Raw genomic sequence first — 24,085 nt, forward strand, 5'->3', positions numbered from 1 at the left:
CTCAGATCGACTCATTGAGCGTCAACCCCTCCTGGGCAGCCCAGCGGTTTAAGATGTCTTTGACAGTTCCACTGGGATCGCAATTATTCTTGCCACTCGCCTGAAAGATGATCTTCTTCTGCGGATGGACTTCGATCGTCAGTTGACGCCGCCTGCGACGCCCTGTTTTCACTTTCATTGACCAGATCGTTGTACTACGGCCGATGCAAGCGCCGATATAATCAGAAACACAATGATTCATCCGCCGACTTTCGTTCTGGAACTGTCGGGGAGTCAGCAGTTCCTCAATACTCCAGACAGCATCTTCCTGCTCACAATGATAAGCTCTAATACTGCAGCGATCCCAGGGAAAATCCAGGCGGCTCACTCCCGGAGGTGGCATCATCCCCTGCTCAATCAGATCTGACTGCCAGTGAACCATATGCCGCCTGAGTGACATCAACGAACGCCCTTTGAGTGAAAACTGAGGTTGAACCGGAGTTTCTCCGGCACCGGGACCCCAGACTTTCTCCGCCGGTTCATATCGCTGTTGGAAAACAAAATTCACAATTTCCACAGTTTCGTCCACAGAGATCGGCTGATACTTAACCAGGAAGTGAATCACCGAATTCCAGAAAGGGGTATCATATCTCGGTAGAGAAAGCAAAGTTCGGGTGGACAGGATGCGAGCCAGACTGTCATCAGCGCCGAGTGCCCGCACCTGTGACCAGAAAATCGCAGTGTAAGGCCTCAGGTCATCAGGTGCCTGCATAAATTGCGCCGCCATTTTCTTCGACAGGCGTTGGCAGAATATATTCTGATATTTCCGCACACTCTGTCCACGTGCCAGATGCAGGTAGAGGTCCAGTTCCCAGCTTATTTCATGCTCATTCCACCAGACGGTTGTCATAAACTCGGGAACGGAATATTTATCGTATAAATGATGCACCAGCGAGCGGAACTGAACCAGGGAATTTCCCTTGGGAACCACCCAGTCCTCCGGGGAGCGAATCCAGGCAAAACCGCGACGCGCCATCCTGACACAAGCCTGAATAACAGCCCCCGCATTGACAGGATTAAGAAATCCTGCTTGTTGACCGGGTGAGAGCAGCGTCGTCCGCGAACGGATTACATGAATCAGTCGCCAGTATTTTTTCTGATGCGCACGTCGCATTGAGGCATGCTGTGCAATCAGCGCATCCACCCTGCAGGCAGCGTGGTTTTTTCTTTCTTGAGAAGTCATGATATGTATTCTGTTACCAGGAGTATTAAGCAGACTGGCGATGCGCAGGCATCACCCTGAAAGCAGCATCATTTGCGCACGACGCACCAATAATGCCTCACTTCAAATCGAACAGCTTAAACCTTTGTTAAACAGCATGACTTTCACCATTTCGTTACGAATGCCCCACTGTGAAGCGAGCAGAACCAGAAAACCTGATTTGTGTCTGTATTAACACAACAGCAAAACAATACTGCTGGAACAAATCTGTCAACGTTGACACCTCAGTGAAACCGAGGTTCGTTCTTTTAGAGGAATTCTTTCGTGCAGCCCCTGGATCAGATCCTGTTGATTCTCGACATCGATGAGACACTGCTTTATGCAGCAGATCGTCCGCTTGAGCGAACGCCGGACTGCCGGATCGGACCGTATGCGGTCTATCTGCGGCCATTTCTGACTGACTTTTTGAACCAGGTTTCCCGGCACTTTAGAATTGCAGTCTGGTCTTCTTCCAGTCACGACTATGTTGAGTCAGTTGTAAATGCGATTTTTCCGAGATGGATCAATCCGGAATTCATCTGGAGCCGCAAGCGCTGTATCACAAAATTCGATCCCGAATGGCACAATCATTACTACATTAAAGATTTGAAAAAGGTCAAACGGCACGGGTATCATCTGGATCGCGTCCTCATCGTGGATGACACGCCACAAAAAGTAGAGCGAAACTATGGTAATGCGATCTATGTCACTCCCTGGTTTGGCGATCAGAGTGATGATGAGTTGCAGTTGCTGACAAAATATCTGTTACAGCTTCGCGAGAAAACTAATCTCCGTCATATTGAAAAACGTGGCTGGAAAAATCGTTTTTGAGATCAGATTGAGAGCGAACCTCTCTGAACCTGCGGTGTCTCACTTCCCAAACCACTCTAATTCTCTGCCCCTCGGAGGTGTGCGATGCGATCCCAGGAATTCGACGAACGGCCTTTTTTTTGAAACGATGAGCAAACGCCGCACAGGTTTCCCGTCTGAAACACAAGTCAAACGGGGCACCCGCATCGTGCATGGCGACAAGCTGCTCGAAGAAAAACTGGGCCGTAACGATCTATGCCCCTGCGGCTCCGGTAAGCGCTTCAAAAAGTGCTGCCTCACGCGGGGCTGCTTTTGACGGCGTGAACCGCAATCACTTTTTCAGAGAATAATTAACATACGCCGCATTCACTCTGCGCGTGTTTTACAGTCGCTGAGTTCTCACGCGTGTCGTTTTCTGTCAGAATTGATGCAGATGTTCTCTGTATTCTGATGGCTGAATCCGAAACATCCCCTTCACTTTTGTTAAAGAGAGTCCGGACCGATGGGCAGTTCCCATGATCAATTTGTGAAATATCCGCGGACACCTCATCTGTTCGGCTCTACGGGGACGGCAGACGACAAACGACTGAGCGAACAGGCTTCGCTGCAGTTCATTGCCGATCCGTCTCTCATCGTAGAGGAAAAGCTTGACGGCACCAACGTCGGACTGCATTTCTCTCCCACCGGAGAACTTGTTCTGCAGTGCCGGGGGCACCTGATCAATGAAGGCATGCACCCGCAGTATGATCTGTTCAAACAATGGGCCATGGTCAAACGGCCGGTCCTGGAACAGATGCTGGAAGACCGGTTCATCCTGTTCGGCGAATGGGTCTATGCCCGGCACTCGATTCATTATCGCAGCCTGCCGCACTACTTCTTCGAATTTGATATTTACGATAAAGTACAACAGGTCTTTCTCAGCCTCTCATGTCGCCTGGAACTGCTTGCAGGCACCGGCATTGAAACGGTGCCCGTCATTCATACCGGCCCCCTGGCACGCAAAAACCTGGAGACGCTGATTGGCCAGTCCGCCTTTGACAGCGCCTTTGACAATCCACTTACGAACAACACGGACAATCTGATGGAAGGCGTTTATCTCCGCACCGAAGCGGGCGAAGCCGTCACCGGCAGATCCAAGTTCGTCCGTCCCGAATTTGTAGAAAAAATCAAACAGAGCAGCCACTGGCAACACCAGGCCATGGTCCCCAACCTGCTCTCGAAACAGGCAGATATCTGGTCATGAACTGGCAGACACTGACAACATCATCTCTGGAAGAGATCCTGACCTGGGCTGCCACGCAGTCCTGGTGTCAGGCGATGTCGGACTGCGCGCAGGATGCAGAGTGGCACGCCGAAGGGGATGTCTGGACGCATACCCAATTCGTCTGCCGCCAGTTGCTGGAACTGAATGAGTGGGCTGCCTTGTCAAACCGGGAACAGTCTATCCTGGTCTTCACCGCACTCCTGCACGACGCTGCCAAACCGCTGACCACGCAGGTCGATCCCGAAACCGGCCGCCTGCGTTCGCCCAAACATGCCGTAAAGGGAGAATACCTGGCGCGAAATGTTCTGCGCGGACTGGGCTGCGATCTGGAAACCCGCGAAACCATCTGCCGCCTGGTCCGTTATCATGGTCGTCCTGCGTTTCTGCTGGAAAAACCGAATCCGGAGCAGGAAGTGATTTCTCTCTCCTGGCTGGTCAACCATCGTCTGCTCTACCTCTTCGCTCTGGCAGATACCCGCGGACGAACGACCGATAGCATGTCGCGACCCGAAGAACATCTGCGGTTCTGGAAGATGATCGCCGAGGAACAGCACTGCTTCGACCAGCCCTACCCGTTCGCCAACGATCAGGCCCGGTTCCTGTTTTATCACTCGCCCGAACCGAACGTGCATTATGTGCCCCATGAAGAGTTCAGTTGCACGGTGACCATGTTGTCTGGCCTGCCGGGCTCCGGCAAAGACACCTGGCTTGCACAACACCGCGCTGATCTGCCCGTCGTCTCGCTGGATGACGTGCGCGACGATCTTGACATCGAACCGACGGACAACCAGGGAGCAGTCGCACAGTGTGCCCGGGAACGCTGCCGAGAACTGTTGCGCGACAAATCTGATTTCGCCTTTAACGCCACCAACCTGACTCGTCAGATCAGACAGCGCTGGCTCCGGCTCTTCACAGACTATGGTGCCCGTATTGAACTGATTTACCTGGAACCGCCGCTGGAAACAATATTGAGACAGAATCGCCAGCGTCCCCAGCCGGTTCCCGAAAATGTCATTTGCCGCCTGGCAGAAAAAGTCGAACCTCCCACACTGACCGAGGCTCATACAGTGACTTACAATGCACATTGAATCTTTCTCTACAGTTGGGAATCCAACATGCTGTTATCTATCACGACGACACACAAACCCGCCAGCGATCTGAGCTACCTGCTCCACAAACACCCGGACCGTTTTCAAAGCTTTCATCTGAGTTTCGGCAACGCTCACCTGTTTTACCCCATGGTTTCCGATGAACAGTGCACCGCCTGTCTGCTGCTGGACGTGGATCCGGTGGGAATGGTCCGCGGCAAAGGACGTCAGCAGTCGTTTCTGCTCGACCAGTACGTAAACGACCGCCCCTATGTTGCCTCATCGTTCATGAGTGTCGCCCTTTCACAGGTCCTGGGATCCGCGCTCAACGGGCGTTGCAAGGATCGGCCGGAACTGGCCAGCACGCCGATTCCACTCACGGTACAGATCGCAGTCCTGCCGGTGCGCGGCGGGGAAGGTTTTATCCGCGAAATCTTTGAACCGCTGGGTTATGAAGTCGCCATCCAGTCTTATCCGCTGGATGAACAGTTCCCGGACTGGGGTGAGAGCCCCTGCTATTCGGTTAGTTTGACGGGGACAAAGACACTTTCGGAACTGCTCAACCACCTCTACGTCCTGATTCCGGTCTTCGACAACCGCAAACATTATTTCGTCGGCGAGAATGAACTGGAGAAGCTACTGGAAAAAGGAGCCGGCTGGCTGGCCGATCATCCCCTGAAAGAACAGATCAGCCGCCGTTACCTGAAGTTTAAACCGAGCCTGTACCGTACAGCCCTGGCCCAGTTGGTCGAAGAGACCCAGCCCGAGCAGATAGAACTGGATATCGAAACCGAAGAGACAGCCGAGGACCTCCCCGACAAAGCGATTCCCCTGAACCAGCAGCGACTGGGCAGTGTAATGGCCGCCCTGCGGGCTTCCGGTGCAAAACGTGTGCTAGACCTGGGCTGTGGTGAAGGAAAACTACTGCGCGAACTACTGGCCGATCGACAGTTTGAACAGATTGTCGGTCTGGATGTTTCGGTGCGTTCGCTGGAAATTGCCTCGAAGCGTCTCAAACTGAAACGCCTTCCGGAGCGTCAGGTACAACGGATCAAACTGCTTCACGGCTCGCTCACTTACCGCGATCGTCGTCTCGAAGGTTTCGACGCCGCAGCCCTGGTTGAAGTGATTGAACACCTCGATCCGCCCCGGCTGGCGGCGCTGGAACGGATGCTGTTTGAATTCGCCCGTCCGAAAACCGTCGTGCTGACTACCCCGAATCGGGAGTATAACGTGATGTGGGAAACGCTGCCCGCCGGCGAACTGCGTCACAACGACCACCGGTTCGAGTGGACGCGGCCTGAATTTCAGACGTGGGCCACCGGCATGGCAGATCAGTTCGGTTACGCTGTCCGCTTCCTGCCCGTTGGTCCGGAAGACAAAGCAGTAGGTGCACCCACACAAATGGGAGTGTTTGAATTGAAGTCGCACACCGATACCTGAACGCCGTGCGTTCCTTTTAACTCGTTCACATACTCATCCATTCAGGAATTTAAAAACCAGTTTTCCTGCTTAACATCAGATTCAGACAAGTATCAATTAATGGATATCTCAATCCCCCAACTCTCACTCGTTGTACTCGTCGGTCCCAGCGGGGCGGGCAAAAGTACGTTCGCACAAAAACATTTTCTGCCGACCGAAGTCATCTCCTCCGATTTCTGCCGGGGGATCATCAGTGATGATGAAAATGACCAGAGTGTCACCAAAGCAGCCTTTGAACTGCTGGGGCATATTGTTTCCAAACGACTGGAATCAGGACGTTTGACAGTCGTGGACGCCACCAACGTCCAGCCGGAGGCCCGGGCGCAGTGGATCGAACTGGCGCGGAAGTACCACTTTCTACCGGTCGCCATCGTGCTCAACCTGTCCGAAAAGATCTGTCATGCGCGAAACCAGGAACGCCCCGACCGTTCATTTGGATCACACGTGGTCCGCAATCAGCGCTCGCAGTTAAAACGAAATCTGAAACGAATCCGGCGTGAAGGCTACCGTTATGTTTTCGAATTGAACTCAATCGAACAGATTGAAGCGGCCAAACTGAAACGAGTCCCTCTCTGGAATGACCGCCGCGAGGAACAGGGCCCGTTCGACATCATCGGTGATATTCATGGCTGCTGTGACGAACTGGAAGCACTGTTAGCACAACTCGGTTACGTAAGACAATCAACAGCAGAATCGACCCCACTCTGGGGCGAAGAACATTATGCGCATCCCGAAGGACGTAAGGTCGTCTTTCTGGGCGATCTGGTCGACCGGGGACCGCGTTCTCTGGACACGGTGCGTATCGTACGCAACATGGTTCAGCAAGGAACGGCACTCTGTGTTCCCGGAAACCATGACATGAAACTGCTCCGCAAGCTGAAAGGAAAAGATGTCAAACTGACACACGGTCTGGCAGAAACCGTTGCTGAGATCGAAGCGCTGCCTGCAGAGACGCGGGAGCCGTTCTGTCAGGCGCTGGCCAAGTTTCTTGATAGTCTGATCAGCCATTATGTACTGGACCAGGGAAAGCTCGTCGTCGCACACGCTGGTATGACAGAGGACCTGCAGGGACGGGGCTCGGGGAAGGTTCGTTCGTTTGCTCTTTACGGCGAGACGACAGGCGAAACCGATGAATTCGGCTTTCCAGTCCGCTATAACTGGGCCGCCGAATACCGGGGCGCTGCGCATGTGGTCTACGGTCATACTCCTATTCCCAATCCGGAATGGCTCAACCGAACGGTCAACATCGATACGGGCTGTGTGTTTGGTGGTCGCCTGACGGCACTCCGTTATCCGGAAAAACAGTTCGTTTCCGTACCAGCAAAAGAAGTCTACTGCGAATACGCAAAACCCATGTATCGGGATACGGATGCAGCAGCACAAACGGCCCAGCAGCAGCACGATGACCTGCTCGACTTGCAGGATGTGACCGGGAAGCGAATTGTCTCAACACGGCTGCAGCCGAACATTACCATTCGTGCAGAGAACGGCACCGCGGCCCTGGAAGTTATGAGCCGCTTTGCCGCCAACCCCAAATGGTTGATCTATCTTCCCCCGACGATGTCGCCGCCGGAAACCTCGTCGGAGCCGGGGCTGCTGGAACATCCCGCCGAAGCATTTGCTTATTTTCGCAACCAGGGAATCCCCCAGGTCATCTGCGAAGAAAAGCACATGGGGTCGCGTGCGGTGGTTGTCGTCTGTCGCGATCAGGAAACGGCCCGCCTGCGGTTTGGGGTGCAGGAAGCGGAACGTGGCATCGTTTACACGCGCACCGGACGACGTTTCTTTAATCAGCCCGAACTGGAAACCGCCTGCCTGGAACGGGTACGTCAGGCTTTGAGTGCCGCTGACTTCTGGAATGAGTTCCAGACGGACTGGGCCTGCTTCGATTGCGAACTGATGCCCTGGTCGGCCAAAGCCCAGGCGTTGCTACAGTCCCAGTATGCGGCCGTCGGTGCCGCGGGGAAAGCGGCCCTCCCCCCGGTCGTCGCTGCGCTGGAACAGGCAACAGCACGACTCACTACTGACGAAGCATCTCATGCTGAGGAGGTCGTAACCCATTTCCGCAACCGGCAGACCGCGATCGAAGAATTCATCCACGCCTATCGCCACTATTGCTGGCCCGTGGAAACACTGAATGACTTGAAACTGGCCCCGTTTCACCTGTTGGCCACTGAAGGGAGAGTCCACATCGACCAGAATCATCACTGGCATATGCAGACCATCGCACGCATCTGTGAGCAGGATGAGAAACTGCTGCTGGCCACTCCGTCGATAAAAGTTGATCTGACCGACAATGACAGTGTGCAGGCCGGAATCGCCTGGTGGTCCGGGTTGACAAATCAAGGTGGAGAAGGGATGGTGGTCAAACCCCTGGAATGGATTCAACGGGGCACACAGGGACTGGTGCAGCCTGCGATCAAATGCAGGGGGAAAGAGTATTTGCGGATTATCTATGGTCCGGATTACGACGCGGAAGATAATCTGTCCCGCCTGCGGAATCGTAATCTGCACCGCAAGCGATCTCTGGCGCAACGTGAGTTTGCATTGGGCATCGAAGCACTGGAACGATTTGTGAACCGGGAACCGCTGCGGCGGGTCCATGAATGTGTATTTGGGGTATTGGCCCTTGAAAGTGAGCCGCTCGATCCCCGGTTGTAAAACTTCACCACAGGCGGAAACAGGAAGTAATGCCATGACCAAGCGCGTCCACTATCAGCCGAACCTGATCTATTCTGAAGGCACACAGGTGGTGACGGTCCGGGATATTATCGGGCCGAACGGTCGTACGCAGCATCCGCGGGGATCGGTCGGTGTGGTAGTACGTGCGCCCCGGGATCTGGACCACTCCTATCGTGTCAAATTTCCCGATGGGGTGGAAGCAACGCTCCGCGCAGACGAACTGACACAACTGGCCCGGTTTAAAGAAGGTGAGATCGGCAACAGTGACATCAACGCCAGCCGCAGCGACCTGTTTCAACGGGTGATCTTCAAATGCATCATCGGCTCCCGCGCCTTTGGTCTGGAGGATGAGCAGTCCGATACCGACTATCGCGGCGTCTATCTGCCTCCAGCAGAATTGCAGTGGTCGCTGTACGGCGTCCCTGAACAGCTCGACTGTCACGAAACGCAGGAAACCTACTGGGAGCTGCAGAAGTTTCTGATCCTGGCTTTGAAAGCGAACCCCAACGTCCTGGAGTGCCTCTATACTCCCCTGGTCGAACAGGTCACGCCCCTCGGCCAGGAACTGCTGGACATGCGGGAAATCTTTCTGACGCGCGTCGTCTATCAGACCTACAACGGTTATGTGATGTCGCAGTTCAAAAAGATGCAAACCGATATCAAGAACCAGGGCCAAGTCAAATGGAAACATGTGATGCACCTGATTCGGCTGTTGATCTCGGGAGTCACGCTCCTGCGCGAAGGCTATGTCGTCGTCGATGTGGGACCACACCGGGATCAATTGCTGGCGATCAAGCGAGGTGAAGTACCCTGGGACGAAACCGAGAAATGGCGGAAGAGCCTGCACAAGGAATTTGAGCAGGCGCTGGAGCAGACCAGACTACCGCCCCGCCCCGATTATGAAACTGCAAATGAGTATCTCATCAAAGCGCGTCGACTGGCGACGCAGGAAATACTGCCATGAATGGAAAACAGACTGTCACACTCTTTCGACCTGTCGGTCAGCAGGAACTCGACTTGATACGGGCGTCCGGGTGGAAAGAGTTTCCCCCCTTTTATACTGGCAACCCATTTTTTATCCTGTACTCACGGAAGAGTATGCGATCATGATTGCCCGGGACTGGAACACAAAAGATCCCAATTCCGGCTATGTCGGCTATGTCCTGCAGTTTGACATCGAGTTTGACTTTTTAAAACAGTACGCGCCTCAGGAAGCAGGGGGTCGCGACTTGAAAGAATACTGGATACCGTCAGAAGATCTGCAGGAATTCAATCTACTTATCACAGGAACGATTGAGGTCATTCATGAATTTCGCCCAGTTCCTATAGAAGAATCACCATGAACATTGATCCTCGATTACGGAACCAGATCGAACAACACCCATATCCGCTACTGTTTGTGACCATCAGTGGAGCGCATCTTTACGGCTTCCCTTCTCCTGATTCCGATTACGATCTGCGCGGCGTGCATCTGCTGCCGCTGGAGACTGTCATCGGCCTGAAAGCAGGAGAGGAAACGGTCGAGCGTTCGCGCGTCGATGAGGGACTGGAAATTGATCTGGTCACGCATGACGTCAGTAAGTTCTTTCAACTGATGCTTAAGAAAAATGGCTACGTACTGGAACAATTACTCTCGCCGCTGGTCCTGCACGCCACACCTGCGTATGAAGAATTGAAAGCACTGGCTCCCGGTTGTGTGACAAAGTACCACGCCTATCATTATTTGGGATTTGCGGCGACACAGTGGAAGCTGTTTCAAAAGGAAGATCCGCCCCGGGTCAAACCCCTGCTCTATGTGTATCGGGTGCTGCTCACCGGTCTGCATCTGATGCGCACTGGTGAAGTGGAAGCAAATCTGATCCACTTGAACAAAGAGGCCCGGCTGTCCTACATCCCGGAGCTGGTCGAACGGAAGCTGGAGGGAACAGAACGTTCCACGCTGGATGCCGCCGACATGGAGTTCCATAGACGCGAATACCAGCGACTCGTGGGTGAACTGGAACAGGCGATGGAAACGACCTGTCTACCTGAAAAGCCGAGTTCGGGTGCAGCGCTGAATGACCTGCTGGTCCGGATTCGTCTGAGTACTCTCAATGGTTGAACTCCAAGATCTTCTGCCTGTCTTTTAAGAACCGGAAAGCTGGGGCCACCTATACCGGGAATGTATTGAGTGAATATCTCTTAGTGATGATCAGAGATACGCGAACCAAATGTGAATTTTTCAGACAAAATCTTGTATCGCTGATGTTCTGTCTTATGATGTTTTGATTCCCGTTAATCTGATCTGAAAAACAGGACTTTCAGCATGAAATTCAAATCGATTTTAATCATAGCGTTTTTCTTGAACCTGACTTTACCATTGATGTCTGCAGAACCAGACAAAGCTGCAACTGATAAAAAACCGCAGGGATTACAGTTCGACGGTAAAAACAGCTACGTCACCTTTCCTCACATCAAGCTGGAAGACTATGGTGAATTTACGATCGAAGCCTGGGTCAAAGACTGGTCAGGCCGGATCTGCTGCCAGGGAAAACAGGGAGACCCGGAAAACAGTCTCTGGATTTCCCTTCGTGCGCAAGGGCATTCCACTGGCTGGGAGAGTGACAACGGAATGAATCATTCTGTTCCCGTCGATCCCAATTCGATTGAAGGCTGGGACCATTTCGCGATGGTCTACGATGAATTTGAACAATCGCTTTACCTCAATGGGAAATTAATCCATCAGACTTCCGCTCCTGCTCCCGGCCCCTTTGATGAAAGCCGACTGTTCTTTCTGGGGGCTCAGGAAAAATGGAAAGATACGCAGACAAAACCAGCGGCCCTGTTCGGTAAAGGCATCATACGGCTGTTTCGCATCTCAAAAGTCGCCCGCTATGACAAAGAATTCGAACCTGAGGACAAATTCAAATCAGATGCAGAAACGGTCGTCCTGTTTGACTTTGCCAAACCAGATAAAGACATGCTGTACGATGCCTCTCCGAACAATAATAACGGGATGATCTTCGATGCCAAATGGATTGACCTCAAGCAGGATTAGACGGTGAACTGCTACAGTCTTTCAACGTCACCATTTCCGGTCCACAGCAGCCTGACTGTGCATAAAGTTCATCTTTCGCATCCGCTTCAAGCACCACAAAGACCTCCCATTTGTGCCCATCCGGATCGATGGCCCAGACCTTGTCCTGCACGGCATAACAGCAGGTGGTTGCTTCTTCCGTAACAGTCTGGATATTTGCAGCCTTAAACCGTTCGATGGCGGCGTGGACTTCCTCTACCGATTTGACCTGAATCCCGAAGTGAGCCGATCCCCCTTCTACTTGAACTGCCTCATCTGTTTCATTAAGTGTGAGATTGACGGATGGGTCCTGTGGCTCGTACTTGGCGTACCGGGCGCGTTCCTTACTGGGCGTGACTCCCAAGAGAATATTGTAGAACTGTTTTGACTGTTCCAGATCAGCAACGGTTAACGCGATGTGTACACGAAAGTTTCCGGGAAATTCGGCAGCTGATTTTTGATTCATCGTAGTATTCCTTTTTATGCAGTGAATTCAGTTATTTAGATAGTTTTGAATTTTGTCTTTGATTTCATCCCGTACGCGACGGAACATTTTCATTTTTTCTTCATCTGTACCTGTTGCATCTGCCGGATCATCGAAAGGCCAGTGCAGTGTCTGGGTCGCACCGGTAAACACGGGACACGATTCCTTCGCGTTATCACAAACCGTCACTACCAGATCGAATTTCTGACTGGTAAACTGGTCGAGGTGTTTACTCGTGTTCTCAGACAAATCAACATCCAGTTCGCGCATGGCTTCGATTGCGAGCGGATGCACGTAACCAGATGGCTTCGAACCGGCCGACTCAGCCTGCCATTCTCCCGCTCCCAGTGTTTCCCACAGTTCTTCTGCCATCTGAGAACGACAGGAGTTGCCCGTACACAGGATCAATACACGTTTCATTTCTTCAATTTCCTTTCATGGAGTTCATTAGTGACTGGCGACAGCAGATTCCAGAGCGATTTTTGCCATGCTGAGTTTATAACAACTTTCGAATTCAACACACAGTTGACACTCTTTCCATTGTTTGAAATCAACTTCAATCAGGCGATCAGAGTAAACAGGAATGACACCCCCTTCTGGTTTTTTCACTCTGACTGAAAAGACCTGGCCTGTGTTCGCTACGTTATCGTTCAAATGCAGAGTGTCGGGAAACATGCTTCCATAACAGTCTTTATGCTCTTCATTCATAATCATTTCATTCACTCACAGTATTAGCCGTCACTGATTTTAACGCGGCTGGATCGGAATTCGCCTGGTGTGGAAACCAGCTTTGAGTTCGTATACAAAATTTCACCAGCATCAACATCAATGGGACTTCAATCAATACTCCCACCACCGTTGCCAGCGCTGCTCCTGAGGAGAGTCCATACAACATGGTCGCAGTCGCAATCGCGACTTCAAAATGGTTCGAAGCGCCAATCAATGCCGTGGGGGCGGCACTTTCATAAGTCAGCCCCAGCATTTTTGAAAGCAGATAGCCCAGAGCGAAAATGACTACGGTCTGGATAAACAGCGGGATGGCAATCCAGAGAATCGTCATGGGATTATTGAGAATGGTCTCTCCTTTGAACGAGAACAGTAGAATCAATGTGACTAACAAGGCGGCAATCGTGACCGGTGTTAATACATGGAGAAATTTCTCTCGAAACCATGTTTCTCCCTTACTGGCAATCAGCCATTTGCGGGAAAAGAACCCTGCTACCAGCGGCAGAGCCACATAGACTCCAATCGAAAGTAGTAGTGCCTGCCAGGGAACAGGTAGTTTTCCAACACCCAGTAGATACCCTCCCAACAGACCATACAGTACCAGCATGGTTAATGAGTTGATCGCGACCATGACCAGCGTATGACCATCGTTACCCTTCGCCAGAAAACCCCAGACCAGTACCATCGCAGTACAGGGAGCGATCCCCAGCAGAATACAACCCGCCAGATAGCTCCTCCAGAGTGGGACTTCGAGCATCTTGACTCCTTCAACCAGGACGACCTTGCCTGCACCATATTCGGCTCCGACAGCAAGGTTGGCCCCAAAAGGCATTTTGACATAGTCTACCGCTTCCGGTCCGATGAATGTCAGAAACAGGGTTCCCAGGAAAAAGCTCGCAATGGCATACATGGTAAATGGTTTGATGGCCCAGTTGATAAACAAGGTCAGTCCAACAGGGCGAACGGCCTTACCCGCTTTAAGAACTTCAGCAAAATCAATTTTCACCATGATGGGGTACATCATGAAAAACAGGCAGACCGCGATCGGGATGGAAACAACGGGAGCATCATTCACATAGATAGCCATCCCATCCAGGGTCTGGGCAATCCCCGGTGCAACCTTGCCTAACACGATCCCGGCAATGATACACAATCCGACCCACAAGGTCAGATAACGTTCAAATAGACTCATATTTTTGGTCTCGATCGCCGGGCAGTCACTGGCACTACTCATTGTCGTTTTACTCCTTGTTCTCGAATTGATTTTCTATTACAGAATCGATGCTGTTTTCAGTGATCCACTCCAGTATCCGTGCTTCAATCTGATCTCTCACAATCCGGAATTTCATGAGTCGCTCCAACTCGTCGCCAGCATGATCAACCGGATCTTCAAATCTCCACGATTCTGATTGAAGTGAAAATGGCCACACATGAGGACAGGAACTCTCCGCTTTCTCACAGACAAATATGACCCATTTGGGACTCGTCTTTCCGAGATATTGGTTGAGGGACTTTGACTGCTGTCCTGAAACATCAATACCCGCCTCTTCCATTACCTGAACCGTCAGAGGATGGACTCCCTGAGGGTTCAATCCAGCACTATGTGCATCAAAACTATTCCCCGCATGCTGTCTCAGAAAGGCTTCTGCCATCTGACTGCGAGCAGAATTTCCAGTGCAGAGAAACAAAACCATCGGTTTACCCATCGATGTTCCTTATCAAATAAAACGTCCAGTAAGACTGTAAAATGAAATAGAGACAAGTATTGTCATCCACTTGCTTCGGCCCCGCCTTACCAGAGAGACACGCTATAAACAACATGGATCTTTCCTTCTACTTCATCAGCAATCAGCTTAATATCATGTATTTCCGCATGAAATGTTTGCCTTAACTCAAGCTGAAATTCTGTTTCTGAAAGGATGCGGTATGTGCCTCCGATCTGCTTGAGTAACCAAACACGATACACTTTCCAGGTCTGATCTGTGTGGATAGTCCATTCTGCTGTTCTGCTCCATTCGGTACGAGTGAGCTCTGGTGATGTTGCGTTTGCATCAGGTGGGAGTATTAATTCGTAAGTCTGATTCAGTGCCTTATTGAAACCGTTTTGACCGCGTGTGGAGGTCATCAGAAACAATAACGGGAACAGAATCAGGGCTGTAAATATCAAAAGGCCGAATCGACGCATTGATCAGCAATTTCCTTTCTCATCGACACACCCCGCATATTCCATTATGGCAATTTTGCCATATTTGACTTAAAAAAATTATTTTACTGACAGTTTACGACCTTCAAGATCCGTTAAGAGCACTGTTTCCATACAGGAGAAGAAACCATCCAGGCAACCACAGGTAACACGGTAGTAGCTGAGCGTCCCTTCCTTACGAGAACCAACCAGTCCGACTTCCTTGAGAATCGATAGATGCTTGGAAACAGTGGATTGATCCGCACCGACCTTCTCCGAGATATCGTTTACGCACATCTCCTGGTTCTGCAGCAGATCCAGCATCAGCAGCCGACTGGGATGTGCCATTGCTTTGGCAATTTTGGCACGTGCTTCATATTGTTCTCGGGTCTTTTCCTTCATGGCAATATCGCCATATTATACTTTTTCAGGTAAACTGTCAAGCGCTCAAAAGCGGTTATCGCTCTTTGAATCCAGATCTTCCAGAAACTGCTTCAACACCGGAACATGACTCTGCGCGGGCGCTTTCACGGCGGTCAACAGTGTGATCTGGGTCTGGCCTGCCTCGTGCAGTAACTGTTCCGCCAGCTCACCCTTTAAATTCAGTTCGCTCTGATATTTATTGACAAAACCAGTATACTGATCCAAATGAGCGTGGAACCACTTACGCAATTCGTTTGAAGGAGCCAGTTCTTTGGGCCAGAGATCAATCTCGGCATCCGCTTTTTTCACGCCGCGCGGCCAGAGTCGATCAGCAAGAATCCGATAGCCATCACTTTCGACTGGTTCTTCATAAATGCGTTTGATCTGAATTTTCGCAGGCATGAACTGGACCACTGTCTCAAAATGCGCTCATTTGTCAGGGACTTCCAGGCGGCAGCAGCCGAAGTCGAGATGCTGTTTCCCGGCTTTGCTGACGGCTGAGACTTCTGGATGCAGATTGTAGACTACGAAGCGGCCTTCCTTGCGTTTGGTCACCAGTTTCGCATGATACAGAATTCCCAGATGATGAGAGACATTGACGACCTCTTCTTCCAGTTGTTCGGCGATATCACTGACAGCCCGCTCACCATCTCGCAGCAGGTCTATAATGCGCAAACGAATGGGTTCTCCCAGCGCTTTTAACTTTTCTGCACATAAGTCGGATTGGAGCCGATCTTTAGACATAACTTTACCATCGCCCACAAAATAAAAGACCTCCCCCGTCCCATCGACGAGCTGATTGGCCAGGCAATCCGCATTTGCGGGGAATTTGATTCAGATTGTAGCAAAATACTTGTGTCTGGACAGCTCCAGAAATTTTCATTTCGGGTTTCACTCACAATTCTCGTATTTCCCGAATCCGGTTCACAAAACAGACACACCCGGGCTTTCTTCACTTTTATTTCTACACAATAGAGGGCTTATCATTTCTAATTTCTACACCATAATCGATTAAATGAATCGTAAGCATGAAACAGAAACAGGCTGCAATCAACTGGAAAGTCTGAGCATTTGAAGAACACCTCATCGAAGATTCGGCTGGGACTCTGCTGTCAGTTCCTTGAAGAACCGATCAAATTCCGTAATACCACCGTTAAAGCGAACAGCCAGATGGAACGTACCGCGGCACTGGAAAAACTGGCGCGGCTCTGCAGGGAAAACGCGCTGGCACTTCAGTCCTCGCTCGAATTCTGTGCCTCACATGGCATTGGCTGCTTTCGCATTAACAGTCAGATCCTGCCTTTGAAAACGCATCCGGAATGCGGATACGCGATGAGCGACCTGCCTGAAGGAGCAGAAATCGTCAAGCTCTTTCAGGAATGCGGCTCATTTGCCCGCGAACAAAATATTCGTACCTGTTTTCATCCAGATCAGTTTGTAGTGTTGAATTCTCCCCGCCCGGATGTCGTCACACGTTCGATTGAAGAACTGGAATATCAATCTGAAGTAGCAGAGTGGGTGAATGCGGACGTTGTCAATATTCATGGCGGTGGTGGATACGGCGACAAACCTGCGGCTCTCAAACGCTTTGCCAAAAATCTGAAGCGTCTGTCCCGCCGCGTACGCAGCCGCCTGACCGTCGAGAATGACGATAAGACTTATACACCGTCTGATCTGCTCCCCTTGTGTCAGGAAACAGGAATCCCCCTGGTTTACGATGCCCATCATCACCGCTGCCTGCCCGATGACCTTTCCATCGAAGCAGCGACTGAACAGGCACTCCAGACGTGGAATCGAGAGCCCCTGTTTCACATCTCCAGCCCCCTGGAAGGCTGGCAGGGTCCCAGACCAAACCGACATCACGATTTCATTGACAGCCAGGATTTCCCCCACTGCTGGGAGTCGCTTGAACTGACAGTGGAAGTGGAAGCCAAAGCGAAAGAACAGGCCGTGCTGAAACTGATGCAGTCACTCTGCACAAGAAATAAATGAGCTGCTGTATTTTTAAATTTTTCAGTGAACCTGAGGTTACGGGCAGTGTCTGTCAGAGCATGATGGATACAGCATACCTCAACAAGAAGTTTTTACGAATGGGCGCCCGGGTTAAATTCCAGGATCCACTAGCCACACGCCCTCGCATCCCACTTCGTATATCACTACTGGATATCCAGGAAGATCGACGGGGCGAGTACTTCGAAATCACGTTACGCAGTGAAGCAGAGCCTCAGGTGCTCGACCTGCAACCAGAAGATCGTCATTTGCTGCTGCTGATTCGCGAAGAGAAAGAAAAATACAAGTTTCTGTGTGGTCATGATGAACGTCACTGGTTTGTGGCGGCCATCCCCGAAAAGGCCCCTGTCGGAACTGTTCGTCAGGCTAAGGAGGCCTTGAAACCACATGTTGTGCGGGTTGCCCAATCACAGAAAAAATTGGCAAACAAATCCCGCAATCGGCGCAAAAATGCAGCATTTATCCGGCAGGGTGAATGGTTCTTTCTCCCAGTTTCAGCAGAACCGGACGAGGAGATGATCATTCTGCAAAACGAACCCCTGATGCGTGGCAACGGAGGCAAGGCACACTGGGCAGAATTTTGTGTTCGAACAGGCGGCGAGGCAGTGCTTGTCTGCAATCGATATCGATCCGGGTTATCTCACATTCAATACCAGAGACTGATCGAGAAGAACAGTAATGCTCGAACCTGGAATTGGAGGGCCATGCGGCGGAATCCCGAAGTCTATGTGAAAGGCCGGATTCGCCATCCCGATCATAAAACCATTCTGCTTCCGGACTGGCATCGTGTCGTCATGAATACAGAAACTCAATCACGCGCCATGCGGAATGTCGCGTTTCTTGATTAAACCGCATTTGCACTCAAGTCATTCAGACATGAGACTGGTCGATACCAGTCGCCCCGAGTAGTTTCAGATTCAGCGAACCGCCGCTGACCAGCATCTCATCCAGGGCATTCGTCACATCGGCGCTGGAAATTTCACCCGTCCCCTCGCGCTCGAGATGAAATTGAACTGCCCGACGCATCAGTTCTTTAATGAACGCCGCCGAAACGCCTGCCGTACGCATCAGAACCTCTTCAATCACCTCAGTACTGACTGTCACTCCTTCTGAGTAGAGATGGATCAGTTTCCGACGTCCATCTGTATCCGGTAGTGGAAACTCTATCGCCTGGTCGACACGACCTGGTCGGGAGGCTAGTGCAGCTTCCAGGGTTTCCGGCCGATTCGTTGTCAGAATAAACAATATTTCCGCATCCGGCTTTAAGCCGTCCATTTCATTGAGCAACTTATTCAGCAGAACTTCTTCACAGGCACTGTTCATATTTCTGCGATCGCGGGCAATTAGATCGACATCTTCGAGGACGACGATGCTGGGCTGCAGCAGTCGGGCCAGTGTCATGTATTCGTTCAGCATCCCAACCTGTTCGGCTGAAATTAAAAGAGTGGTATGCCCCGGGAGTGCCTTGGACAGATAATGGATCGTATGAGTTTTTCCTGTTCCGGGCGGACCGTAAAATAGAATCCCTTTCTTTGCTGACTGTTTGAATTGTGACAGCCGTTCTCGCTGTTGAACAAACTGAATCACATTCCGTTCCAGTAACTCCAGTGTCGCAGCAGGCAGAATCACCTGATCGCGAGCGACCTCACGCAATTGATGCACGGTAATCCCTTTGGACTCGCCGGAATAGGAATGCTGCAACTGTTCCAGAGAAAGTACTTTTCCCCGATACGATCTGGCCCGTTGAATGGCCTGCTCCAGATGCTTAAAGAATTCCTGAGCGATCCTGGTCCCCTCTGGGGAATTAGGTGTGCCGACCTGAAGCTCCACTCCGGTGACCTGACCATAATGATCGGCGGGTGATAGAAATGCCGCAAAACGAACCCCCTCTTTTTCCAGCAGCCAGAGCCCGATTTTAAGCACACGCACGGGCTGTTCTTCTCCGACACTCACTTCTTCATACTCGGGTGGAACCGTGACGGTTTCCGAATGCCGGTTCACCATCAGACAGCCTGCCAGGCTGATTTCCTGACGTCCGTATTCGCCACGTACGCCGCAAAAATGCCTGACTGTAATCCCCTCGGCAAACAGTTGATCAATCGCCATCTGCAGATCAGCCCTTACCCGCAGAGGAAAGGTGCGTCCTGTAAGTGTGATCTCGCTAGTGGGCAGAGGATGATAATGCTTTTTCAGCAAGGGAACCACAGAATCCTGATGAGATGTTTTTCGTCTGAATGCTTTCAAGACAGGAAATGTAATCCCCACCCCCAGAATCAAACCCAGTAATAACCAACCCAGATACGCCATCATTCACCTCTTTCTGAAGATCGGAATCACAGTGAGTGCCAGTCCTGCATGACTGAGAGCGACCAGTTCAGGTATACACATCTCAAACATTAACTTCAATCATTTTCAGTTCTTTTAAGCAGTACCTGCCTATCCAAACTGTCAGACTTAATGAATAACCCCATGCTGATCAGAAAAACCAGCCATTCGCCCGCTGCCAGAGAGTAAGTTGTCGAACCAATGCCCGTGAACACGAAAAAGCCGATGCTGCGGAACAGCACCAGGCAACCATGCACAATCACGCAGACGATCAGTGAATAACGTGTGACACCAGGCTGCCAGAGCGGCCACAGAAAGATGATTCCCAGCGCCAGTTCCAGTCCGCCGTAAACGACCAGAAATTCAGACTGGCCGGAACCAGATTCAAGTATAAAGCCGACCGAACGTGAGGTCGAAGCGGGATCCACACTGCACCAGAGTGACAGCAGCAGATAGACCAGGCCTACAACAGTCAGAAATATTCGAGTCATCAAGATCTCCAGAAACAGTGATTAATGGCCTGACAGCTTATTAGAATACGCAACCAGATGCGAACAGTCCACATCCGCCCGCCTCATGGCACTATTGGGCGGTCAGACCAACATGACGGTACACTAAACGAGTTGTTACGTTTCACCGGCTTCATCCGGACCGGAAACACCACTCAATCTGCTGCTGTGGATTGTCGCAATCGTCATGATTCTCTGGATCTGGCCATTATGACCAGCCACACTCTCTTTTAGTGATCTGAGTTTTATGCTCTGATATAATGACATCAGACAAAAAATTGATCTGCAATAGCGATTACGTCCCCAGCGATACATACCTTATCTCAATTATCAAGACAGGCCAGCAATGGTAGACAAACTGATTGCCATTACGATTGGCCTCTTATTTGGTGGAATGTTTCTGTATGTAATGTTCAGGGAACTATATCGACTACTGAAAGCTCATGTTTCTCCAGGCGCGCAAGGAAACCGATATTTTCGCCAGGGGAAACTGGAAGCTGCCATCGCCTCTTATAGTCAATTGATTGAAGAGCAACCCGATAATATCGAAGCTTACCTGTTCCGTTCGAGTGCCTGTATTCAGTTAAATCTTCTCGAGCAGGCACTGGATGACTGCAATACGATTACTGAACTGGCCCCTCAGAATCACTATGCCTTCTTAAACCGAGGTGCCATCTATGGGATAATGGATGAAGATGAAAAATGCATCGAGGAAATGACCGGCTGCCTGGAATTCAAGCCAGACCTGCAAGACGCCTTGAAGAATCGTGCCTATGCATGTTCCAGAACGGGAAAGATTGAAATGGCGCTAACTGATTTCAGCAGGTTGATTGAGCTGGAACCTGACAAGTCTTCCTATTACAGCGAACGGGGAAACTGTTTTCTCTCTCTCCAGAAATATTCTGCAGCGATTCAGGACTACACGCAGGCACTCCAATGGATCAAAGACTCCTGGGAACTTTACTCCTCGCGTGGCTATTGTTTTACCAAAATCGGAAAAGAACAACAGGCTAATGCAGATTATAAACGTGCCCTTGAACTCAACCCCTTTGATACAGCCATCAAACAAAATCCCGAAGACATCACCAGTTATCAACAGCGGGGAAATCTCTATTTCGATGCCGGCCAATATCAAAATGCGTTGAACGACTTTTCAAAGTTTGATGAAACTTCGGAATTAACAGCCGAGATACTGGTCTGCCGTGGTTACTGTTATCTGAATCTGGGTGAATTTTCCCTGGCAAAAGTCGAGTTCCAGAAAGCACGCTCTATGAACGCGTATGGAGATGCGATTAATAAGGCCCCCTTGAATTCATCCAATTTTCTGGAGCGGGGTTTCCTGAATTATTACCTCGAAGACTATCAACAGGCACTTGATGATTTTACCCACGCCTGGAAAATGGGCGAGCAGTCTGCGGAGTTGCTGCCATTTCGGGGGGCAGCTTACATGAAACTGCACGAATACACAAAAGCAAAACAGGATTATGAGACAGCCATTCAGAATTATCCAGATTCGCCACATGCTTATAATGGGTTGGCCTGGCTATTGGCGACCTGCCCCGATGAAACATTTCGAGATGGCAGTCGATCACTGGAATTAGCGAAACATAATTGTGAATTAATGATGACCCCTGAATGGAATGATCTGGGAACCCTCGCTGCCGCTTATGCCGCCACGGGGAATTTTGATGAGGCGGTTCGACTGGCAAAAGAATCACTGGCACTCGCACCGAAACACGAAAAAGCCGATTGCCAGACCCGACTGGAACACTATGAACGTAGTGAAACATATCTCGATCTTGATCCTTGATTCAACGCCAGCCGGCCCATCGTCTGGTTCCACCAGTTGCGATCACTCTCCAGAAATGCTATGAAGCCGGTTCCCTGATCGAATTCTCTCATATGTATTATTTCAGCAAGGATGCTCATGCGCCATGAGTGCAAACACGTTTTCTCCCGGTCCCACTCCTGACACCGTCAAAGCCGCTGATGGTACCATTCATACAATCCCTGTCGGCTGGGCTCTGTTGCCTCCGGGGGATGCCGGTTTGACGCGGCGGGTCAAGGCAGCCGGCGAATACTGGAGTGTACAGGAAAAGAAAGGACGGCGGACCTTTTCCCAGGGTATCTGGGCACCCGGTGAATCCATCGAACGGCTACGCGAAGAACTGGAAGCCGAACGCGCCACTCCTGCGTATGCGAAAAAGCAGGCTGCCGCCGCAGAGCGACGCGAAAAACTGCAGGCCGAATATGTGGAAGACTTCCATGAGTCGGTTCTCACTTTTCTGGCATTTCACCCTGCTCACGGGGAACTTGCACAACAGCTCGCGCTAGCCATTACCGCACACGCAACTCCGGTCGGCAGTGGCACCGTAGCACGCACGAAACGCATCCCCGTGGAACAGCGGGCGGAAGCCGCCGTCATCGCCTGGATGCGGCATCAGACAACCGCGTATGATTCGATGAACATTCCGCGTGTGAAAGGCAAACGCCGCGAAGTCAGACGTATGCTGGCACAACGCTCCAAAGAACTGTTGAACCACTATCGCAATCAGTCCACAACGCCTGCAAGCTGCCCTTTACTGCAGGCACTCTCAGACAAGACGCTCACAGAGAAGTCATGACCTGCGAAACTCGATTCAACCTATTTGCCTGAATCGAGTTTTTTCAGAAAGCATTCTTTCTGCGATCCTTTCAGCCAGGGCTTCCTGCAGGGTATCATAGGGGTAGAGTCATTTAACTTCATCCTCAACAAGCAGGGAGATTTTCAATGTACAAGCAACAGCTGATCGAAACGGCCAATTCACTGGTAGCCGCTGACAAAGGCCTGCTGGCAATGGATGAGAGCACACCCACCTGTCATAAACGTTTCGAAAAACTGGGAATTCCTCAGACCCAGGAATACCGTTTCGCGTACCGAGAATTGATTGCAACAACTCCCGGCCTGAATGAATCAATCAGTGGAGCCATCCTCTATGACGAAACGATCCGACAGCAGACATCTAAAGGAATCCCCCTTGTCAGTGTGTTGATGAACTGTGGCATCATCCCCGGTATCAAAGTCGACGCCGGGGCTAAGGCACTGGCTGGTCATCCGGGTGAAAAAGTCACCGAAGGTCTGGATGGATTGAGGGATCGACTGACAGAATATGCGCAACTGGGTGCCCAATTCGCCAAGTGGCGGGCCGTGATTACAATCGGCGCGGGGCTGCCGACCCCAGGCTGCTACGCAGCGAATGCCCATGCGCTGGCCCGGTATGCGGCCCTGTGTCAGGAAGCAGGACTGGTGCCCATCGTCGAGCCGGAAGTTCTGATGGATGGAGAACATACTCTGGATCGCTGTTTTGAAGTCACTGAAGAAGCGATCAGAAACGTCTTTCAGCAGTTGTATCAACAGCGTGTCCTGCTCGAAGGAATCATTCTGAAACCGAACATGGTGCTGCCGGGACTGGATTGCCCGACCCAGGAATCCGTCGAAGAGGTCGCAGATGCCACCATTGAATGTTTTCAGCGAGCTGTACCAGCCGCGGTACCGGGAGTGGCGTTCCTGTCAGGGGGCCAATCCAGTGAACTTGCCTCCGCCCGCCTGAATGCCATGAATGCGAAATATAAATCTAAGGTTCCCTGGGCACTGGCGTTCTCGTTTGCGAGAGCTATTCAACAGCCAGCGATGGAGCTCTGGGCAGGTAATGCGGAAAACACACAGGCAGCTCAGAAAGCACTGTACCACCGTGCCAAATGTAACCGGGACGCACGCCAGGGCAAATACGATTCTGAAAGCGATGCTAACAACGGATCCTGATAT

Annotated in this window: 26 protein-coding genes and 1 pseudogene; 15 read left to right on the plus strand and 12 right to left on the minus strand. The window is 51.2% G+C overall.

Annotated elements, in window-relative coordinates; all coding sequences use genetic code 11:
- Position 1: 1 nt before the first annotated feature.
- On the minus strand, positions 2-1,222 hold the full coding sequence (locus ACN0YH_RS08695; protein WP_417379178.1) for a PcfJ domain-containing protein: 1,221 nt from the start codon (positions 1,220-1,222) through the stop codon (positions 2-4).
- A gap of 303 nt (positions 1,223-1,525) precedes the next feature.
- Between ACN0YH_RS08695 and ACN0YH_RS08700 the strand changes: the two genes are divergently transcribed.
- From ACN0YH_RS08700 to ACN0YH_RS08745, 10 genes and pseudogenes are all read left to right on the plus strand, one after another.
- The gene (locus tag ACN0YH_RS08700; RefSeq protein WP_417379179.1) at positions 1,526-2,071 is read left to right on the plus strand and encodes an NIF family HAD-type phosphatase; all 546 of its coding nucleotides are present in this window, start codon (positions 1,526-1,528) and stop codon (positions 2,069-2,071) included.
- 127 nt (positions 2,072-2,198) lie between these two features.
- Positions 2,199-2,366: an SEC-C metal-binding domain-containing protein gene (locus ACN0YH_RS08705; RefSeq protein ID WP_417379180.1), complete on the plus strand. Its 168-nt coding sequence runs from the start codon at positions 2,199-2,201 to the stop codon at positions 2,364-2,366.
- Between the two features lie 186 nt (positions 2,367-2,552).
- Positions 2,553-3,293, plus strand: coding sequence for an RNA ligase family protein (locus ACN0YH_RS08710; protein WP_417379181.1), 741 nt, complete (start codon positions 2,553-2,555; stop codon positions 3,291-3,293).
- Positions 3,290-4,402: an AAA family ATPase gene (locus ACN0YH_RS08715; RefSeq protein ID WP_417379182.1), complete on the plus strand. Its 1,113-nt coding sequence runs from the start codon at positions 3,290-3,292 to the stop codon at positions 4,400-4,402. Before ACN0YH_RS08710 ends, ACN0YH_RS08715 begins: the two co-directional genes overlap by 4 nt.
- Before the next feature lie 27 nt (positions 4,403-4,429).
- Positions 4,430-5,845: a 3' terminal RNA ribose 2'-O-methyltransferase Hen1 gene (locus ACN0YH_RS08720; protein ID WP_417379183.1), complete on the plus strand. Its 1,416-nt coding sequence runs from the start codon at positions 4,430-4,432 to the stop codon at positions 5,843-5,845.
- Between the two features lie 99 nt (positions 5,846-5,944).
- On the plus strand, positions 5,945-8,545 hold the full coding sequence (locus ACN0YH_RS08725; RefSeq protein WP_417379184.1) for a polynucleotide kinase-phosphatase: 2,601 nt from the start codon (positions 5,945-5,947) through the stop codon (positions 8,543-8,545).
- Between the two features lie 34 nt (positions 8,546-8,579).
- Positions 8,580-9,530 (plus strand): DNA polymerase beta superfamily protein, encoded by a 951-nt coding sequence (locus ACN0YH_RS08730; protein WP_417379185.1) that lies wholly within the window; start codon positions 8,580-8,582, stop codon positions 9,528-9,530.
- Positions 9,527-9,909, plus strand: a pseudogene (locus tag ACN0YH_RS08735) (hypothetical protein). Before ACN0YH_RS08730 ends, ACN0YH_RS08735 begins: the two are co-directional and overlap by 4 nt.
- Positions 9,906-10,667, plus strand: coding sequence for a DNA polymerase beta superfamily protein (locus ACN0YH_RS08740; protein WP_417379186.1), 762 nt, complete (start codon positions 9,906-9,908; stop codon positions 10,665-10,667). Before ACN0YH_RS08735 ends, ACN0YH_RS08740 begins: the two are co-directional and overlap by 4 nt.
- 204 nt (positions 10,668-10,871) lie before the next feature.
- Positions 10,872-11,603 (plus strand): LamG domain-containing protein, encoded by a 732-nt coding sequence (locus ACN0YH_RS08745; protein WP_417379187.1) that lies wholly within the window; start codon positions 10,872-10,874, stop codon positions 11,601-11,603.
- Here ACN0YH_RS08745 and ACN0YH_RS08750 read toward each other — a convergent pair.
- The 9 genes from ACN0YH_RS08750 to ACN0YH_RS08790 form a co-directional block, all read right to left on the minus strand.
- On the minus strand, positions 11,590-12,087 hold the full coding sequence (locus tag ACN0YH_RS08750) for an ArsI/CadI family heavy metal resistance metalloenzyme (RefSeq protein ID WP_417379188.1): 498 nt from the start codon (positions 12,085-12,087) through the stop codon (positions 11,590-11,592). The two genes, ACN0YH_RS08745 and ACN0YH_RS08750, sit on opposite strands and share 14 nt — an antisense overlap.
- Before the next feature lie 27 nt (positions 12,088-12,114).
- Positions 12,115-12,525, minus strand: a complete 411-nt coding sequence (locus tag ACN0YH_RS08755) for an arsenate reductase ArsC (RefSeq protein ID WP_417379189.1) — start codon at positions 12,523-12,525, stop codon at positions 12,115-12,117.
- Between the two features lie 27 nt (positions 12,526-12,552).
- Positions 12,553-12,813, minus strand: a complete 261-nt coding sequence (locus ACN0YH_RS08760; protein WP_417379190.1) for a hypothetical protein — start codon at positions 12,811-12,813, stop codon at positions 12,553-12,555.
- A 7-nt stretch (positions 12,814-12,820) separates the two neighbouring features.
- Positions 12,821-14,065 carry an ACR3 family arsenite efflux transporter gene (gene arsB, locus ACN0YH_RS08765; RefSeq protein WP_417379191.1) on the minus strand — a complete coding sequence of 415 codons (1,245 nt, stop codon included), beginning with the start codon at positions 14,063-14,065 and terminating at the stop codon, positions 12,821-12,823.
- Positions 14,066-14,072: 7 nt separating this feature from the next.
- Positions 14,073-14,537, minus strand: coding sequence for an arsenate reductase ArsC (locus tag ACN0YH_RS08770; RefSeq protein WP_417379192.1), 465 nt, complete (start codon positions 14,535-14,537; stop codon positions 14,073-14,075).
- Positions 14,538-14,623: 86 nt separating this feature from the next.
- Positions 14,624-15,016, minus strand: coding sequence for a hypothetical protein (locus ACN0YH_RS08775; protein WP_417379193.1), 393 nt, complete (start codon positions 15,014-15,016; stop codon positions 14,624-14,626).
- Positions 15,017-15,094: 78 nt separating this feature from the next.
- The gene (locus ACN0YH_RS08780) at positions 15,095-15,415 is read right to left on the minus strand and encodes an ArsR/SmtB family transcription factor (protein WP_417379194.1); all 321 of its coding nucleotides are present in this window, start codon (positions 15,413-15,415) and stop codon (positions 15,095-15,097) included.
- Between the two features lie 45 nt (positions 15,416-15,460).
- A complete protein-coding gene (locus ACN0YH_RS08785) occupies positions 15,461-15,838 on the minus strand; it encodes a DUF488 domain-containing protein (protein ID WP_417379195.1) in 378 nt (125 codons plus the stop codon).
- Positions 15,839-15,865: 27 nt separating this feature from the next.
- Entirely contained in the window at positions 15,866-16,180 is a 315-nt protein-coding gene (locus ACN0YH_RS08790; protein WP_145232796.1) for an ArsR/SmtB family transcription factor, read from the minus strand.
- 327 nt (positions 16,181-16,507) lie between these two features.
- Between ACN0YH_RS08790 and uvsE the strand changes: the two genes are divergently transcribed.
- Both uvsE and ACN0YH_RS08800 read left to right on the plus strand, forming a co-directional pair.
- Positions 16,508-17,428 carry a UV DNA damage repair endonuclease UvsE gene (gene uvsE, locus ACN0YH_RS08795; protein WP_417379196.1) on the plus strand — a complete coding sequence of 307 codons (921 nt, stop codon included), beginning with the start codon at positions 16,508-16,510 and terminating at the stop codon, positions 17,426-17,428.
- A gap of 98 nt (positions 17,429-17,526) precedes the next feature.
- A complete protein-coding gene (locus ACN0YH_RS08800) occupies positions 17,527-18,294 on the plus strand; it encodes a hypothetical protein (protein WP_417379197.1) in 768 nt (255 codons plus the stop codon).
- Positions 18,295-18,316: 22 nt separating this feature from the next.
- On the opposite strand, the gene ACN0YH_RS08805 is transcribed toward ACN0YH_RS08800, so the two are convergent.
- Positions 18,317-19,756 carry an AAA family ATPase gene (locus ACN0YH_RS08805; RefSeq protein WP_417379198.1) on the minus strand — a complete coding sequence of 480 codons (1,440 nt, stop codon included), beginning with the start codon at positions 19,754-19,756 and terminating at the stop codon, positions 18,317-18,319.
- A 92-nt stretch (positions 19,757-19,848) separates the two neighbouring features.
- The gene (locus ACN0YH_RS08810; protein ID WP_417379199.1) at positions 19,849-20,262 is read right to left on the minus strand and encodes a DUF4345 family protein; all 414 of its coding nucleotides are present in this window, start codon (positions 20,260-20,262) and stop codon (positions 19,849-19,851) included.
- A 364-nt stretch (positions 20,263-20,626) separates the two neighbouring features.
- Between ACN0YH_RS08810 and ACN0YH_RS08815 the strand changes: the two genes are divergently transcribed.
- The 3 genes from ACN0YH_RS08815 to ACN0YH_RS08825 all read left to right on the plus strand — a co-directional run bounded on the left by ACN0YH_RS08815 (position 20,627) and on the right by ACN0YH_RS08825 (position 24,082).
- Positions 20,627-22,090 carry a tetratricopeptide repeat protein gene (locus ACN0YH_RS08815; protein ID WP_417379200.1) on the plus strand — a complete coding sequence of 488 codons (1,464 nt, stop codon included), beginning with the start codon at positions 20,627-20,629 and terminating at the stop codon, positions 22,088-22,090.
- Between the two features lie 124 nt (positions 22,091-22,214).
- Positions 22,215-22,904, plus strand: coding sequence for a DUF2293 domain-containing protein (locus ACN0YH_RS08820; RefSeq protein WP_417379201.1), 690 nt, complete (start codon positions 22,215-22,217; stop codon positions 22,902-22,904).
- 146 nt (positions 22,905-23,050) lie between these two features.
- Positions 23,051-24,082 (plus strand): class I fructose-bisphosphate aldolase, encoded by a 1,032-nt coding sequence (locus ACN0YH_RS08825; RefSeq protein ID WP_417379202.1) that lies wholly within the window; start codon positions 23,051-23,053, stop codon positions 24,080-24,082.
- Positions 24,083-24,085: the final 3 nt, after the last annotated feature.

This window comes from Gimesia sp. (assembly GCF_048262075.1).
Classification (GTDB): domain Bacteria; phylum Planctomycetota; class Planctomycetia; order Planctomycetales; family Planctomycetaceae; genus Gimesia.

Bases quoted from the DNA above. Each gene is read 5' to 3' on its own strand.
- ACN0YH_RS08815 (WP_417379200.1), top strand. From the start codon at position 20,627: ATGGTAGACAAACTGATTGCCATTACGATTGGCCTCTTATTTGGTGGA.
- arsB (WP_417379191.1), bottom strand. From the start codon at position 14,065: ATGAGTAGTGCCAGTGACTGCCCGGCGATCGAGACCAAAAATATGAGT.
- ACN0YH_RS08820 (WP_417379201.1), top strand. From the start codon at position 22,215: ATGAGTGCAAACACGTTTTCTCCCGGTCCCACTCCTGACACCGTCAAA.
- ACN0YH_RS08770 (WP_417379192.1), bottom strand. From the start codon at position 14,537: ATGGGTAAACCGATGGTTTTGTTTCTCTGCACTGGAAATTCTGCTCGC.
- ACN0YH_RS08790 (WP_145232796.1), bottom strand. From the start codon at position 16,180: ATGTCTAAAGATCGGCTCCAATCCGACTTATGTGCAGAAAAGTTAAAA.
- ACN0YH_RS08695 (WP_417379178.1), bottom strand. From the start codon at position 1,222: ATGACTTCTCAAGAAAGAAAAAACCACGCTGCCTGCAGGGTGGATGCG.
- ACN0YH_RS08740 (WP_417379186.1), top strand. From the start codon at position 9,906: ATGAACATTGATCCTCGATTACGGAACCAGATCGAACAACACCCATAT.
- ACN0YH_RS08800 (WP_417379197.1), top strand. From the start codon at position 17,527: ATGGGCGCCCGGGTTAAATTCCAGGATCCACTAGCCACACGCCCTCGC.
- ACN0YH_RS08805 (WP_417379198.1), bottom strand. From the start codon at position 19,756: ATGATGGCGTATCTGGGTTGGTTATTACTGGGTTTGATTCTGGGGGTG.
- ACN0YH_RS08715 (WP_417379182.1), top strand. From the start codon at position 3,290: ATGAACTGGCAGACACTGACAACATCATCTCTGGAAGAGATCCTGACC.
- ACN0YH_RS08825 (WP_417379202.1), top strand. From the start codon at position 23,051: ATGTACAAGCAACAGCTGATCGAAACGGCCAATTCACTGGTAGCCGCT.
- ACN0YH_RS08745 (WP_417379187.1), top strand. From the start codon at position 10,872: ATGAAATTCAAATCGATTTTAATCATAGCGTTTTTCTTGAACCTGACT.
- ACN0YH_RS08780 (WP_417379194.1), bottom strand. From the start codon at position 15,415: ATGAAGGAAAAGACCCGAGAACAATATGAAGCACGTGCCAAAATTGCC.
- ACN0YH_RS08775 (WP_417379193.1), bottom strand. From the start codon at position 15,016: ATGCGTCGATTCGGCCTTTTGATATTTACAGCCCTGATTCTGTTCCCG.
- ACN0YH_RS08720 (WP_417379183.1), top strand. From the start codon at position 4,430: ATGCTGTTATCTATCACGACGACACACAAACCCGCCAGCGATCTGAGC.
- ACN0YH_RS08705 (WP_417379180.1), top strand. From the start codon at position 2,199: ATGAGCAAACGCCGCACAGGTTTCCCGTCTGAAACACAAGTCAAACGG.
- ACN0YH_RS08810 (WP_417379199.1), bottom strand. From the start codon at position 20,262: ATGACTCGAATATTTCTGACTGTTGTAGGCCTGGTCTATCTGCTGCTG.
- ACN0YH_RS08785 (WP_417379195.1), bottom strand. From the start codon at position 15,838: ATGCCTGCGAAAATTCAGATCAAACGCATTTATGAAGAACCAGTCGAA.
- ACN0YH_RS08730 (WP_417379185.1), top strand. From the start codon at position 8,580: ATGACCAAGCGCGTCCACTATCAGCCGAACCTGATCTATTCTGAAGGC.
- ACN0YH_RS08750 (WP_417379188.1), bottom strand. From the start codon at position 12,087: ATGAATCAAAAATCAGCTGCCGAATTTCCCGGAAACTTTCGTGTACAC.
- ACN0YH_RS08710 (WP_417379181.1), top strand. From the start codon at position 2,553: ATGGGCAGTTCCCATGATCAATTTGTGAAATATCCGCGGACACCTCAT.
- ACN0YH_RS08755 (WP_417379189.1), bottom strand. From the start codon at position 12,525: ATGAAACGTGTATTGATCCTGTGTACGGGCAACTCCTGTCGTTCTCAG.
- ACN0YH_RS08760 (WP_417379190.1), bottom strand. From the start codon at position 12,813: ATGAATGAAGAGCATAAAGACTGTTATGGAAGCATGTTTCCCGACACT.
- ACN0YH_RS08725 (WP_417379184.1), top strand. From the start codon at position 5,945: ATGGATATCTCAATCCCCCAACTCTCACTCGTTGTACTCGTCGGTCCC.